At 39.3% G+C, this 13,613-nt stretch carries 16 protein-coding genes; 8 read left to right on the forward strand and 8 right to left on the reverse strand.

Annotated features, from left to right (window positions below; genetic code table 11):
- Positions 1-85: 85 nt before the first annotated feature.
- The gene (locus tag NKMY2_RS01775) at positions 86-502 is read right to left on the reverse strand and encodes a hypothetical protein (protein ID WP_042683925.1); all 417 of its coding nucleotides are present in this window, start codon (positions 500-502) and stop codon (positions 86-88) included.
- A gap of 83 nt (positions 503-585) precedes the next feature.
- On the opposite strand from NKMY2_RS01775, the gene rqcH reads away from it, so the two are divergent.
- The 3 genes from rqcH to NKMY2_RS01790 are packed head-to-tail and all read left to right on the forward strand — an operon-like array spanning position 586 to position 3,599.
- Entirely contained in the window at positions 586-2,535 is a 1,950-nt protein-coding gene (rqcH, locus tag NKMY2_RS01780; RefSeq protein WP_238549739.1) for a ribosome rescue protein RqcH, read from the forward strand.
- Positions 2,525-3,007, forward strand: a complete 483-nt coding sequence (locus NKMY2_RS01785) for a Mut7-C RNAse domain-containing protein (protein ID WP_042683927.1) — start codon at positions 2,525-2,527, stop codon at positions 3,005-3,007. The genes rqcH and NKMY2_RS01785 overlap by 11 nt, the downstream gene beginning before the upstream one ends.
- Entirely contained in the window at positions 2,994-3,599 is a 606-nt protein-coding gene (locus tag NKMY2_RS01790) for a TIGR00296 family protein (RefSeq protein WP_042683929.1), read from the forward strand. Before NKMY2_RS01785 ends, NKMY2_RS01790 begins: the two co-directional genes overlap by 14 nt.
- Here the strand turns inward: NKMY2_RS01790 and NKMY2_RS01795 are convergent.
- Both NKMY2_RS01795 and NKMY2_RS01800 read right to left on the reverse strand, forming a co-directional pair.
- Positions 3,580-3,969: an aconitase X swivel domain-containing protein gene (locus NKMY2_RS01795; RefSeq protein WP_042683931.1), complete on the reverse strand. Its 390-nt coding sequence runs from the start codon at positions 3,967-3,969 to the stop codon at positions 3,580-3,582. The genes NKMY2_RS01790 and NKMY2_RS01795 overlap by 20 nt on opposite strands.
- The gene (locus NKMY2_RS01800) at positions 3,966-5,120 is read right to left on the reverse strand and encodes an aconitase X (protein ID WP_042683932.1); all 1,155 of its coding nucleotides are present in this window, start codon (positions 5,118-5,120) and stop codon (positions 3,966-3,968) included. The genes NKMY2_RS01795 and NKMY2_RS01800 overlap by 4 nt, the downstream gene beginning before the upstream one ends.
- An 81-nt stretch (positions 5,121-5,201) precedes the next feature.
- On the opposite strand from NKMY2_RS01800, the gene NKMY2_RS01805 reads away from it, so the two are divergent.
- Positions 5,202-5,855 carry an endonuclease III domain-containing protein gene (locus tag NKMY2_RS01805; protein ID WP_042683933.1) on the forward strand — a complete coding sequence of 218 codons (654 nt, stop codon included), beginning with the start codon at positions 5,202-5,204 and terminating at the stop codon, positions 5,853-5,855.
- On the opposite strand, the gene NKMY2_RS01810 is transcribed toward NKMY2_RS01805, so the two are convergent.
- From NKMY2_RS01810 to NKMY2_RS01820, 3 genes are read right to left on the reverse strand one after another with little or no spacing between them, the layout of a single operon-like run.
- Positions 5,839-6,510: a hypothetical protein gene (locus NKMY2_RS01810; protein WP_042683934.1), complete on the reverse strand. Its 672-nt coding sequence runs from the start codon at positions 6,508-6,510 to the stop codon at positions 5,839-5,841. The genes NKMY2_RS01805 and NKMY2_RS01810 overlap by 17 nt on opposite strands.
- A 12-nt stretch (positions 6,511-6,522) precedes the next feature.
- The gene (sat, locus tag NKMY2_RS01815) at positions 6,523-7,665 is read right to left on the reverse strand and encodes a sulfate adenylyltransferase (protein ID WP_042683935.1); all 1,143 of its coding nucleotides are present in this window, start codon (positions 7,663-7,665) and stop codon (positions 6,523-6,525) included.
- The gene (locus NKMY2_RS01820; protein ID WP_042683937.1) at positions 7,662-8,387 is read right to left on the reverse strand and encodes a phosphoadenylyl-sulfate reductase; all 726 of its coding nucleotides are present in this window, start codon (positions 8,385-8,387) and stop codon (positions 7,662-7,664) included. Before NKMY2_RS01820 ends, sat begins: the two co-directional genes overlap by 4 nt.
- Positions 8,388-8,483: 96 nt before the next feature.
- Between NKMY2_RS01820 and NKMY2_RS01825 the strand changes: the two genes are divergently transcribed.
- The 4 genes from NKMY2_RS01825 to NKMY2_RS01840 all read left to right on the forward strand — a co-directional run bounded on the left by NKMY2_RS01825 (position 8,484) and on the right by NKMY2_RS01840 (position 11,732).
- Positions 8,484-9,611 carry a thiamine biosynthesis protein gene (locus NKMY2_RS01825; protein WP_042683969.1) on the forward strand — a complete coding sequence of 376 codons (1,128 nt, stop codon included), beginning with the start codon at positions 8,484-8,486 and terminating at the stop codon, positions 9,609-9,611.
- 31 nt (positions 9,612-9,642) lie between these two features.
- Positions 9,643-10,878 carry a hypothetical protein gene (locus NKMY2_RS01830; RefSeq protein WP_042683938.1) on the forward strand — a complete coding sequence of 412 codons (1,236 nt, stop codon included), beginning with the start codon at positions 9,643-9,645 and terminating at the stop codon, positions 10,876-10,878.
- 156 nt (positions 10,879-11,034) lie between these two features.
- The gene (locus tag NKMY2_RS01835) at positions 11,035-11,322 is read left to right on the forward strand and encodes a hypothetical protein (protein ID WP_042683940.1); all 288 of its coding nucleotides are present in this window, start codon (positions 11,035-11,037) and stop codon (positions 11,320-11,322) included.
- 11 nt (positions 11,323-11,333) lie between these two features.
- The gene (locus NKMY2_RS01840; RefSeq protein WP_238549740.1) at positions 11,334-11,732 is read left to right on the forward strand and encodes a hypothetical protein; all 399 of its coding nucleotides are present in this window, start codon (positions 11,334-11,336) and stop codon (positions 11,730-11,732) included.
- On the opposite strand, the gene NKMY2_RS01845 is transcribed toward NKMY2_RS01840, so the two are convergent.
- Together NKMY2_RS01845 and NKMY2_RS01850 are read right to left on the reverse strand one after the other, a co-directional pair.
- Positions 11,733-12,524, reverse strand: coding sequence for an SDR family NAD(P)-dependent oxidoreductase (locus NKMY2_RS01845; protein ID WP_042683943.1), 792 nt, complete (start codon positions 12,522-12,524; stop codon positions 11,733-11,735).
- Positions 12,525-12,554: 30 nt separating this feature from the next.
- Positions 12,555-13,562: a lysylphosphatidylglycerol synthase transmembrane domain-containing protein gene (locus tag NKMY2_RS01850; RefSeq protein WP_042683944.1), complete on the reverse strand. Its 1,008-nt coding sequence runs from the start codon at positions 13,560-13,562 to the stop codon at positions 12,555-12,557.
- Positions 13,563-13,613: the final 51 nt, after the last annotated feature.

Raw genomic sequence — 13,613 nt, forward strand, 5'->3', positions numbered from 1 at the left:
CTTTTGTGATTGGAACGTCGTCAGTTCTTTCAAAATATTCGTCTGGTATCCCAGGAGTTTTGAATTTCCACATATCTGATTGATACTAGAGATTTATCGCCGTGAGATCTACGCTTGGGTGATGAACCAGTGTGTATGAGAGAATCCACATGAAAAGATAAACAAACACGTATGTGCCAATTCCAGTTGTAACTAATTTTTTTCTGTCCGACGGGGGCAGCCCTATTTTCATTCTTTTTCCAATTACTGCGGAGATTACAAAAATTATAATCATGAATATAATTGAGGCCCACCTTCTTTCTTCTCCCTCGATTGATTCAAAGAGAAATGTTGCAATGGTGCCACCTATGGCTGCAAGCCCTATGCGAATCCAGAACAGCCTATCAAGCAGTCTTTTTCGTCGAGATAATTCATCTTCTGTATCAACTGGCTCAGTATCCGGAATGTCGCTATTTGTAGGATCATTTGGGTCAGGAGCCTTCTTCTTTGGGTGTTTTGTCAATTAAATTTCTAGGTTGACTCCGATTATCCTTGTTTAAAATCTTTGGTCATAAAGCCTGTCTATTACATCAGTAGGAGTATATTTTGGGTACATGGGGATTACATGTGACACTAGCTGGAATTGAGTTACACTATCTTGTAAATGAAATATCAAAAAAAGCAGATGGCTACTATGTAAGTAACATCTACGGGATAAACCGCGAAAGCATACTTTTCAAGCTTCATCATCCCGAAAGACCGGATCTGTTCTTGGTTCTCTCAACAATTGGCATGTGGTTGACTAATATCAAAATTGATCAAATTGAAGAAAACAAAATGGTAAAGCGACTGCGAGATGATCTTGCAAGACTAAAGATTACAAAGATAGAACAAATTGAAGTTGAGAGAATAGCATATCTTACATTTAGTGGATTTGACAAGGAATTTATTTTAATCTGTGAATTTTTTGGAGATGGAAATATCATACTGTGCAACAAACAGATGAAGATTCTAGCGTTGTTGCATTCAATTGAGGTAAGGCATAGAGAGCTACATGTAGGCGTAACATACACCCCCCCACCCCTAAACGGATTGAATGTTTTTAAGATTAGTGAAAAAGATTTTCAAGAGATTAGTTCTGTATCAACTCCTGTCATCAAGTGGGTCGGAAGAACACTTGGATTGCCTGCAAAATACGCAGAAGAAATCATAAGCATTGCAAAAATAGATCCAAACACTCCTGGACGTGATCTTACAAATGAAAACATCACGGCGATAATTGATGCAACGAATCACCTAGTTCACAGAGTTGCAAGCGGTGATCATCAACCACTCATAGTCAAAACCGAAAAAGGTTTTGACGTTTATCCAATCAAGATAAGCGCTGCACAGGGACAGGAATATACCGAGACTCCAACCTTCATGGAGGGATTGGACAAAGTATTTTCCGAAATGCTGCTTGATAGTGGTAAGATTAGCCAGAATAGTGAGCTAGATAAAAAAATCAGTGAGTTGCAAAACAAAATTGACGAGCAGGACAAGGCAATACTACTTGTCAAGGAAAGGTCTGAGAGCATAACAAAAATCGCAAAGTCACTTTACGAGTTTCCATCTAAAGGGATAACATCCATTACTGATCCTTCCGCTATGGAAAGACTAAGGGAGCAGAATGCAGAACTTGTAAGAGAGAAAGGACTTGTCTTCATAAAAATTGGAGACGAAAAAGTCCAAATAAAATCAGACTCGTCGATTCCCGCAATTGCATCTACATTGTTTGATGAGGCAAAACGCCAATCTTCAGCAACAGATTCAATAGAATTTCTAAAAAGAAAAAACCTAAAGGAAATCCAAAGACTCAGAACTCAAATAGACATAGCAAAAGAATATGTCACATACACCCAAGTACAAAAGAAAAATTGGTACGAGCGATACAGATGGTTTTACACATCAGACGGACTATTGGCAATAGGAGGAAGAGACTCCTCATCAAATTCTGCAATCATCAGAAAGCATCTTGAGAAAAACGACAAGGTATTTCATGCCGAAATTTTTGGCTCGCCATTTTTCATACTAAAGGATACGCCAGATCCAATTCCATTTGACTCATTAAACGAAGTTGCACACGCGACTGTTTGTTTTAGCAGGGCGTGGAGAGAGGCAATGTACGGGATGAGTGCATACTGGATCAACCCAGATCAGGTAAAAAAAGCAGCCCCAAGCGGACAGTTCCTGACAAGAGGCTCCTTTGTGCTAGAAGGACAAAAGAATTTTGTCAAAATTTCAACATTAAAGCTAGCAGTCGGCATACTAAAGGAAGATAACTATCACATGATCACGTGCGGCCCACTTGAGCCGATAAAGAAAAGATGCATTTGCTATGCAGTAATCGAGCCAGGTGGTGCAGAGATGGCCGATACTGCAAAAAAAATCAGATCCGATTTTGTCAGAGTACAAGAAGCCATTGTGGCACGATTCACCATAGATGATTTTGTCCGCGTGCTTCCGGCAGGCACAAGCCATGTAACAGAGCTCGTTCAAAAAAAGGATGAGCAGTAAACCAAAATTTCTAGCAGACGCAATGCTTGGAAACATTGCAAGAAAGCTTCGATTACTAGGATTTGATTGCAAATATTTTGCAACAATTGATGATGATCAGTTACTATCGATCGCAAAAATCGAGAATCGTATTCTTGTTACAAGAGATCGTAACATAACAAACATTTGCAAAAAACAGAACATTCACGCAATAGATCTTTCCAATATGAATGAAATTAGCCAAATTGTTGAAATTTATAAAAAAACAAACCTCAACAGGTGCAAAATAGACATGAATGACATAAGGTGCACCATATGCAATGGAATTATTCAATCAATAGAAAAAGAAAAAATCATCGACCATATTCCTGATAAAGTAGCGCAAAACATGCAACAGTTCTGGATATGTAGTTCCTGCAACCACATATACTGGGAAGGAACTCATATTAGAAACCTACAGAAATTTATTGATGAAGTAAATGAAAGATTATGATCTTACCGATGAGGATGGCACAGTACTTGTACAAACTGCGCGAAAAATTGTTACAGAATACATCACAAAACATCACAGACTAGAGATTGAAGAAAAAATAAAAGAAAAATTCTCCTTTGATGCCGGCATATTTGTTACACTGAGTATTTCGTCGGAGCTTCGCGGCTGCATTGGATATCCCATGCCAAGAAGGCTGAATAACGCGTTGGTTGATGCGGCTATTGCAGCAGCGACTGAGGATCCAAGGTTCTCGCCGGTCACAAAGAATGAGCTTGACAAAATAACATTTGAAGTGACGGTTCTTACACCTCCTGTTGAAATCAAAGTTGATGATCCTTCTAAGTTGGTGTCATGCATTAAAGTAGGCAGAGACGGTCTGATAGTAAGACAGGGGTTTTACTCTGGACTTTTACTACCACAGGTTCCAGTAGAATATGGCTGGACTGAAGAGGAATTTCTTTCCCACACATGCCAAAAGGCCGGCCTTCCAGGTAATTGTTGGAAGGACAAGAAAACCACAGTGTCTTCGTTTGAAGGCGTGATTTTCAAAGAAGAGGCGCCAAACGGAAAAATTATTCGCGAAAAATTATGAGTTTGTCCGATTCTGTATCAAGTGTTATTTCTTTTCCATCCTCAAGTTTGTCAAATTCTGTTGCAATAACCATTGGTATGTTTGCAAGTGCGCATCCTGAGGCTACGCTGAGATCTGCCTTTGCGCATATCATGGCAAGTGGAGCAGACTTGCTTGACTTGAGTGAGTAAATGGTATATGCACCTACACTACTTCCAACGCCGTATGGAAAAACGAGGATGGAGTCTTTTATCGATTTACCCACAAGATCATGCTTTGTGTCATGGATGATACCTGTTTTTTTGTCAACCGCCCCGAGGAAGTTGATCGGAATGTCAGTTTTCATGATTTTTCCAGATGCTTTTCCCTTAACTATTACTTTGAATGTCATTTTGTTTCATCTTGGATTATTTGCGATAATGACTTTAGGTTAACGTCTACACCGTTTGAGTTTTTCAAATAATATGCGCCCTTTATGCTGTTTGTTGTAACAGAATCAATTTCGTTTTTGTCAACTAGCGGAGTAAGACAGGTACAGCAATCAGAGAGAATCTCACATCCTGCTCGCTCTAGTTCGTTTGTATATCCAATCTTTCTTGCCTGTTCCTGAACTACTCTTGGGCAAAATACCATGCATCGCTTCTCAAACGATCTGCCCTTTAGCATTGAGGAGAGATCCGCTATTTCTTCCAGTCCAAGCTGCGGGCTGCCAAGTGTAATTATATCTCCATGATCGGATGTGTTGAGTTCGTCGTAGATGTTTTGCATTTCTTTTTTGTCAAAATCAATTTTTTCTGCGTTTTCCTTTCCCTCTCCCAAAAAGAATTTTCCACATCTACCAGATGTCCCCATCCCGCCACAAAGCGATTTGCAGCTACGCTTGTTCATCTCAGATACGCCAGATATGGTAACAGAGTTATCAGCAACCTTTCCTGCGAAATATCCAAGCATGCCAAATGCAAGCTCGTTTGGCTCATCAATTTTCATTTTTATAGTAAGATTTGGCGAGTCGTTTATTCTCAGATCAGAGTATGGGGTTTTTCCAGTAAGCGCACTTGCAAGGGCGCTAAACGCACTTTCCTTGTTTGTTTTTAGATGAGCAATTGAATTTGCATAGATTGCTGCGTTGCTTTCTGCAAATGAAACCTGTGTTCCTTTTTCTGGCAAATCAAATATTTCATACGGAATGCACGAAAATGACGGTATAACGCCCATTTTCTCATATGATTCTTTGATGCTTTGTTGTTTTTCTATGAAATTCTTGTCTAAATTATATTTTGAAACACTGTCAAAGTCAAACCCCATCGGATTCAAAGTAGTCATTACCTTCACCTTGGCATCCTGACTAAGCTTTGAAAGAAATTCCTCCCCTGCATCTCCAATTGTGTTATAGTTCACACCGGATAGATGCGCCCACTTTATTGGAACAAGTTTTTCTGCGTTTGTCGCCTCACCTATTGCCACCAGTATTCGGTATGCAGTTTCCATGGTTTCGCCATGCTCTCCTTTTAGTGCAGATTCCTCTTCTTTTGTTAGCTCCACGATTTGATACTAGACCAAAGTAGTATAATACTTCTGTTTTTTGTGTTTAGGTTATTATGGAATTATGATTGGATAAACATCATGGAGAGAATTCTTGGCGGCATGATGAAGACCATGAATTCTGTAAAACCGCCGCGAATGACAGCACTAAGAGAGCTGCATGATGCAGAAGATGGCAATCCTTTCAGTATTCTTATTGGAACAATTCTTTCTGCAAGGACAAAAGACGAAAACACGGCAAAGGTTGTAAAAAAATTATTTGCCGAATACAAAACGCCAAAGGATCTGGCAGGTGCAAAAATAAAAGACATTGAAAAAATCATAAGATCAATTGGTTTCTACCATGTAAAGGCAAGGCGCATAGTTGATGTTGCAAAAATAATCCAATCACAATACAAAGGAGTTGTTCCTGATAATTTGGATCAGCTTGTCATGCTTCCAGGAGTCGGACGAAAAACAGCAAATTGCGTGTTAGTCTATGCCTTTGAAAAGCCAGCCATTCCAGTTGACATTCATGTTCACAGAATATCAAACAGGCTTGGCCTTGTTGAAACGAAAACGCCTGAAGAGACAGAATTTGAACTCATGAAGAAAGTTCCAAAAGAATACTGGTTAAGAGTAAACGATACGTTTGTCATGTATGGGCAGAACATATGCAAGCCCATATCGCCAATGTGCAATGTTTGTAAAATCAAAAAATTATGCAAATACTACAAAACTAGGAACGCTTCTTAATTAGCAGCAAAATGCCAACTAATGCTGCAGCTGCACCGCTCACATAAAACGGAAAATAATGAAACGGATTCTTTGACACGTCGCCTGACAAGATCTCAAATGTAAATTTGCCTGAATTTATTGCGGGCGGATCTGTCGATTCGATCATGCCATGCACAGAGTAGGCATTTACAGAAAATCCTTTCAGATCCAAGTTTGTCACAACTACCCGTTTTCCATTGCTGATAGAGACGCCCTGAGCATCGTTGTATGCTAGGATGATTTTTGTATTCTCAAACCATCCTTGCTTATCCACGTGTGCGACAGTAAAGTGTCCTTCATCTGGCAGCTGCAGTCCTATCCAGAGTCTGCGATCAGACGGACTATCCATGCCAACCTCAATGAATTTGTCAGTATTTGCATCATAGAATCGCACAATTGCGCTTCCTGCCGGATTTGCGTACAGTAATTTATTTTCAATTGTGATTTGCCAGCTTCCAGAATGAGTAGTATCCAGTCTAGTTATTTCCGCATCTCTCGAAATTTTGTTGAATTCATCTGGCGATACATCTATTGTTTGAAGTACTAGTGACGGATTTAGAAAATCCTCTGCATGTGCAGGCAAGAAAACCATTGCAAAAACAGTTAGTATCAAAATGCGTATTTTGTATTTCATGACACAGTAAACCTAATCCACAAATGGTTTTTTGTGGCTCATGATCACTTGTACAACCTCTGGACGCATTATGAACTCGGATGGCGATTTGCCCTCATCAATTAATGCCCTAAGCTTGGTTCCACTAATCTGCTCTCTGAACTCTTCCCCATGAGGACATGCGCGTTCATTTGTAAATGCAAGGCATTTTCTGCAATAGTAAAATGCTGGGAAAAAGATCGGTTCTATTTCAAGATCAGGATAATCTGAGAATATTTCCTGCGCCGCAAATGGAGAGTAATATTTTCCAACTCCTGCATGATCCCTTCCTATTATGATGTGCGTACAGCCATAGTTCTGTCTCATTATAGAATGGTGTATTGCCTCCTTTGGACCCGCGTATTGCATTTCTGTATGGAGTGTTGCAAGTATGGATCGATTTTTTGGATAATAGTTCTCAATTAGGGTAGCGTATGATTCTATGATTACCTCATCGACAAAGTCGCCAGACTTTTTCTTCCCTATTAGCGGGTTTACAAAGACACCATCGTGTGTTGTTAGCGATGTTTTTTGCAACATTTCGTGCGCAACATGCGGTGGATTTCTTGTCTGAAATGCGACAATTGACTTCCAGTTAGCGTCTTGAAACGATTTTCTCGTTTGGAGGGGACTCATTCGATATTTTCTAATTGGATCATCTGATGGTCGTTTTACGTAATCGATTTTGCCTCCAACCAGAAACTCGTTCATTGAAAATGTTTTTGCTACACCTGGATGATTCACATCTGTAGTTCCATAAACTGCCTTTGCTGTCTTTTCTTTGTCAAACGTGTATGTTTCTTCCACATGCAGAATTGCAAACTCACCATGTCTTGCCTTTAACAGGACATCTCCAGTTTCTTTCATTTTAGTAGCAGTTTCCTTGTCTACGTCTAGGACAATGGGGATTGTCCAAGGCAAGTTGTTTGCAAGTCTTCCTTTGCTTATGACAGATTCAAAATCTTCCCGTAAAAGAAATCCTTCTAACGGACTAAGAATTCCATCAGCAATGTTTTCTACATCGTTTGCAAGATCATCGCTTACAGAAAATGAATACATTCCTGATGTGTTTTTCTGCGCGATTCTGTTTACCAGTTTGCCGCCATGAGCTCTGATAGATCCAGTATCTTGGCTCATGTTGCTTTACTGTGGTCCATATGAAGGCCACACTCCTTGTGCGTGTCACTTTCCCACCACCAACGCCCAGCCCTTAGATCTTCACCTGGCTTTATTGCCCTTGTACATGGCTCACATCCGATGCTGGTATAACCCATATCGAGAAGCTTGTTGTAGGGGAGTTTGTGTTCTTTTACGTAGCTTAGTGTTTGTTCCCAAGTCCAATCAATTAGTGGATTTATTTTTAGTATTCCGCCATGCATTTTATCTATTTCAACCATGGAGGCTTTTTGTCTGTTTTCGTTTTGATCATGCCTAAGGCCAGTTATCCAGCCGTCAAGAGTACTCAGGATTTTGTTTAGCGGTTTAACCTTTCTTATTTCACAGCAAAGCTTTCTGTTTTCTACGCTTTCATAAAACAGGTTAATTCCTTTAGTTCTTACCATTTGTTGAACTTCTTCTGTGTCTGGAAACATTACCTCAAAATGGATGTTGTATTTTTTACTGGCTCTGTCCATTACATCGTATGTTTCTTGGTTTAATCTACCAGTGTCCAATGTAAAGAACCTCGCCTTTGGGTTTAGCTTGATCATCATATCGGTGATTACAGCATCCTCTGCTCCAAAACTTGATGCTTTTGCAACCCTGTCATGTAAATTATCAAATGCCCACCTCAGAGCGTCTTCCGGTGTCTTCAAATTAGAATTAATTTTGTCAATTTCTTCCTGAGTGAACTTTACCAACACTAGTCTCGGCTTTAGTTTGTTTTATAATTATTACGAGGAGTCTTTGCATTCAAATCATTCAAAATTATAAACAGCTTGCAATAATTGAAAAAAATGAATGAGAACGCCTTTGTAGTTGTTTTCCCATCAGTTTTTGCCAAAAACAAAAAAACCCTACTTATCAACAACATCAAAAAAATCCTTAAAATAAACAATCAAAAAATCAGTCAGATTACGAGGGACGACGATCTTGTTGTAATTGATGCAAACGATCCTGTCTTTGCGTCATCTGCAATCAATCTGCTTTTTGGTGTGGATAAAATAGCAATAGCAAGACGCGTTGAAAACAAGTTTGATGTGATGGTTTCCACCATAGCAAAGATTGGTGCCAGTCTTTTGTTGCAAGGAGAACAATTCTATGTCAAAGTAGAAGGACACTCATCAGGATATTTGCCAAAAGATGCAGAAGTTGCAGCAACTTCAGCATTGATTGAAAAAACCACTCAAATGAATTCAAAGCCTGGAACTGAGGAAAAACATGACAAACTGATCTATTGTTTTTTAACAAAGAAAAATGCGTATGTTTCCATTTTCATGGATGACGGTCATGGTGGAATACCATACAATTCGCAGGGAGACAAAGCATTATGTTGCGTTTATGACGAGTTATCAGCAATTTCTTGTCTTGAATCAATCAAGCAGGGATTTGATGTAAAAATTATTGTGTGTTATGACGATTCCAATTTGCATGATCTGGTCAAAATGATAAACCGAATTCTTCCAAGAACAGTACAAACCGATGTTACCTTGGATTTCTTTAAAATCCCAATCAAACAGCGGGATGCAAAATCAGTTCAGATGGCGATCAAAATTACAACTCAAATTCTTTGCGGTGTAGCAAAACTTGAAAAAATTAAAAGGGTATCTCTTCCGCTTTCCCCCCTCGCGTTTCCATTGTGGTTTATCGACGAAAATGTAAATGTCGTACTGCAAAACAACTGCCTTCCATGGATTGCCTTGTCCGGAATTGACGACTCCATAATCAAAACCGCAAAGGAGATAGGCCTAGGCAAGTATCTCCACAAAATTGAAAAGTTTGGAAAAATCAAATTTGAAAAAACAGGCTCAGATGCCAAGGTTTTTGATATTGCTGCAAAGTCCATGAAGACAAGAAAATCCGTCACGGTAAGGATTGGACCAAACAACATACACGATATTTTGGATTCCATAGACAAACACTGAAAATTTATGCAGGCCATTTTGAGTTGAATCTGTGAAGAAAATAGGCCAGTTCATCTACTCGTGGGGAAACGGGCATTATTCCAGAATGATGTCGCTAAATGATGAGCTGCCAAACTACATCAAAGATGAATACGAGGTTCATTATTCCAGTAAGGAAGAAATCTATCAAAAATTGCTCAAAAAATTCCCAGATAAAAAACAAAACATACATGAAATTTTGATGCCGACCCCAATTGACGGAAAGTATGGGCCCAGTATTTTTCTGTCAATGTTGAATCTATTTTTGCCGATTTCTGGCAAGCCGCCGCTAGTCAAGCAGGTAAGCAGCTGTCTGCGAAAAGAAGCCAGATTATTTGATAGAATCGGGTTTGATCTTGTAATTAATGATGGTGATATGGGTCCAAATGTTCTTGCCAAAAACAGAAAAGTCAAGTCAATTTTTGTCACGAATCAGTTTATGCCCAAGTTTTGGAAATCGCACTTTTACTTTTATCCAGGAGCAGTCTTTATTGCAAAACAAATTGCCAAGGCAACTAAAATAGTTGTGGCAGATTCTCCCCCACCCTATACCATGTGTGAGTATAATCTGAATTTTCCAGATAAAATAAAGGAAAAAGTAATTTATGCAGGCCATTTTGCCAGCAATAAGAAAAGGTGTCAAAAAGAAAAAACAGATTTTGAAAAACTAATTGAAAACACGGATTTCGGGTATTGGATGCGGACAGGCAACAAGTCAACAAACATGATAACTGGCAAGAAATACGAAGAAGTTTTTCATTCAGAAGAAATCAAAAACGAAAAAAGAATAGTCTCTCATGCGATAAACGATCCATCAGTCGACAGGGTTCTTGGAGAGAACGGAAAGATGTATTCTATTTCTGATGCCTTGGAAAAGAAAATTGACTGGGTGCAAATTGATGTCGGATTTCTCTCAGAAGAAGAAAAAGAAACCACGCTTGATTTTTGCAAATATGCAGTCATAAATGGCTCACATACCGTAATGGGAGAAATAATCGGAATAAAGGGAAAACCGATAATTGGCATTCCAGTCTATGACGAGCAGACAAACCAGATACAGTGGGCACAGGAACACAAACTAGGAGTCAGCGCCAAAAGCAAAAAACAAGTCATTAGGGCAATATTAGATATAAGAAAGGATTACGCCAAGTTTGACGAATCAATACGGCAGTTTAAAGAGAATTTTGTGCCAAACGGAGCCCAAGCTACTGCAAAAATAGCCGGCCAGATGCTCGAAGAGAAAAGATAATAGCTTTTTCAGATAGGTTACTGTGTCTGGTACGCGGTATTTCGATGGGCGAACGGACCTAACGGGATGACGACATAATCCGCGTACCAGAATGATGTGTATGCGATCAAAACTCACGTGGGAACGCTTTTATGGAAAAATTTTTTGATTAAAGCATTGGTAAATTGCCCAGAATGTTTTGCAAAAGAACGTAAAGCAGTATTTGAGCGTCAGGCTGAAAGCGAAAGTCCAGAGGGAATCCAAAAACTCATAGAAGAAATCGAGATTCCTATGAAATTTGATCCTGTAACAAAGCACTTTATCTGCAAAAAATGCGGCCTTTATGCTACCAGAGAAGGAGTAAACGACATAAGAGACAGATTAAACAGGCGTGAGGCAACTCGCGAAGACAAGCAATATGACTATCTTGAATGGTGGCAAAAAAGTAAAAAAGACAAACTCTAGACTAGATGCTTATGACAAAAAAGAAGGACGACATGCCAGAGTGGGCAATAGAGGAAATAAAGAACGCCAAGTTTGAAAAGCCGCAGTTACTTACAAGGACGGGCTATATTTTAGAGATTTACGAAGAAGACAAAAGAATCGATACTCAGCTGTATGAAGAAGTAGAAGACGGCAGGCACATAGTAACAATGGAGCTTCCAAAGAACATCAAGCCTAGCCAGTGTGAAAAAGGGGTAGTTTACGAGTTTGCCTTTAATTTATTCAAGGCGCCGTTGAGTAAAAAAGTTACAGATTTCCTAAAAAAGGAAAAGGAGATTGAAATGGATGCAATATACCAATTTGAGCTGCAAAAAATGGAATTGCTAGATGTCGCGTCTGACGGGGATGCGGCAGACGAATCAGAGGAATAATTATTTTTTAGCCAGTTTCTTTCTGAAGATATTTCCCAGAATTGGATTTATCAGATATGGAAATGTGTGCTTTGCCCACACTGCACCACGAACTACAGGCGGGACAATTATTTCAAGTCTAGACGAGTTTGCCGCAGAAACTATTGCTTTTGCCACGGTTTTTGCACTAAGCGATGTTGGAGAATATTTTGGCATGTGTTTGAATGACTGGTGATCGAAAAAGCTGGTTCTAACCATTATTGGACTAACTACGGTTACTCCAATTCCAGTTTCCCTTAGTTCATGTTTTAATCCCTCTGAAAAGCCAAGCATTGCAAATTTTGACGCGCAGTAAGATGCAATCCCCGGAAGGCCGAAGCTTGCGGCAACAGATGCAACATTTACTATGTGACCAGATTTTTGCTCAAGCATTTTCGGAAGAAAGTTCTTGATGCAGTAAATCATCCCAAAATAATTTGTCTTCATCTGTGATTCAATTTCTTCAATGCTTAGATCAGAAACCGCACCATAGATTGCAAAGCCTGCGTCATTTACCAAGACATCGACTTTCCCAAATTTTTCTATTACCTGGGAGCTCATTTTTTGAACTTGTTCCTTATCTGAAACATCGCACGCACAAACTAATGTGTCAATGCCAAGTTTAGCGAGTGTTTTTTCTAGTTCCTCGAGTTTTTCTTTTCGTCTTGCAACCAAAGCGAGGTTTGCGCCCTTTTTTGCAAATTCAATACAGGATGCTGCGCCTATTCCGCTTGATGCGCCGGTAATTACAACTGTTTTTCCCCTAAATGACACATCTTGATGTTTTTTGTGAAAGATAAATTTCTATTGAGGATTGTTGTATTTTCTTAACGCCATTTTCATTAACAAAAACCAAGCAATAGGAATTGGAATTTGATAAGTTGCGATCCTCCAGGCAATGATCGTGTTCCAGTCCACATTGTTTTGCGGCAGCTCTAGTGCGAAACTACTGATATGGTTAAGATATGCCCAAATGCCAAATTCCGTCAGCCCTGATCCTCCAACGGTTATTGGAAGATTTCCAATTGCGTTTCCTGCCATGACTGCAAAAATGGAAGTGATTGGATTTATTGCACGCACGGATTCTGCAATAAGCATAAAGGATATGCCGTAAACTCCCCAAGCAGCAAACGATATCAGCAAAGTTACAAAAAATGCTTTTTTTACCTGCTTTGATTGAAAGTTTTCTCTGCTCATAGTGCATATGTCGTTCATCCATTCGTTTGTTTTTTCTATATATTGAACGCCTTTTTCTTTTCTAAATTTAATTATTAAATTGCAAAATGTTTTCGGGACATGGAATGTTCTTTTTGACGAAAGGAAAAAAAGTCCTATCCAAAGCCCCACTATAGGAATCGCTGCTGCAAGAACAACTATTCCAATTACGGTATAGCCACTAACTAACGCAAAGACTCCTGCAAGTATTGACAAAACGCCCGCTGCAAGAACTTCGGTGATTATTTCAAAAATTCCAAGCCATGATGCTTTTGCTGTCGACATGCCTCTTTTTTTCATCCAGTATATTCTGACTACCTCGCCTCCAACAAACATTGGCGTTGTCATGGTGACAAACTCGCTTCCAATTCTAACAAAGATTGTTCTCCATAATGATTCCAGAGACCCATGAAATGTTCGTATTATATAGTGGAATTTTACGCCCTGCAGGAAAAGCTTGAGCATTATTGCTGCAAACGCTGCAAGAAAGTTGATTATTCCAACTGCGAAAATGTCTTCAGGTTTGATGTTAAATTGGATTGCAATTATCAGAAACGGTACAAGACTAGCTAGAAAAGCTATGATTCGCCAGTTCATTTTAGAGACTTGCTAATTGATTCAAATATAAGCCATCAACACTTAACTTGA

The organism is Candidatus Nitrosotenuis chungbukensis (genome assembly GCF_000685395.1).
Lineage (GTDB): Archaea > Thermoproteota > Nitrososphaeria > Nitrososphaerales > Nitrosopumilaceae > Nitrosotenuis > Nitrosotenuis chungbukensis.

What these genes read in the sequence shown, in the direction of transcription:
- NKMY2_RS01810 (WP_042683934.1), bottom strand. Translation starts at nt 6,510, where the DNA reads ATGAAATACAAAATACGCATTTTGATACTAACTGTTTTTGCAATGGTT.
- NKMY2_RS01785 (WP_042683927.1), top strand. Translation starts at nt 2,525, where the DNA reads ATGAGCAGTAAACCAAAATTTCTAGCAGACGCAATGCTTGGAAACATT.
- NKMY2_RS01790 (WP_042683929.1), top strand. Translation starts at nt 2,994, where the DNA reads ATGAAAGATTATGATCTTACCGATGAGGATGGCACAGTACTTGTACAA.
- NKMY2_RS01850 (WP_042683944.1), bottom strand. Translation starts at nt 13,562, where the DNA reads ATGAACTGGCGAATCATAGCTTTTCTAGCTAGTCTTGTACCGTTTCTG.
- NKMY2_RS01825 (WP_042683969.1), top strand. Translation starts at nt 8,484, where the DNA reads ATGAATGAGAACGCCTTTGTAGTTGTTTTCCCATCAGTTTTTGCCAAA.
- NKMY2_RS01795 (WP_042683931.1), bottom strand. Translation starts at nt 3,969, where the DNA reads ATGACATTCAAAGTAATAGTTAAGGGAAAAGCATCTGGAAAAATCATG.
- sat (WP_042683935.1), bottom strand. Translation starts at nt 7,665, where the DNA reads ATGAGCCAAGATACTGGATCTATCAGAGCTCATGGCGGCAAACTGGTA.
- NKMY2_RS01805 (WP_042683933.1), top strand. Translation starts at nt 5,202, where the DNA reads ATGGAGAGAATTCTTGGCGGCATGATGAAGACCATGAATTCTGTAAAA.
- NKMY2_RS01840 (WP_238549740.1), top strand. Translation starts at nt 11,334, where the DNA reads ATGACAAAAAAGAAGGACGACATGCCAGAGTGGGCAATAGAGGAAATA.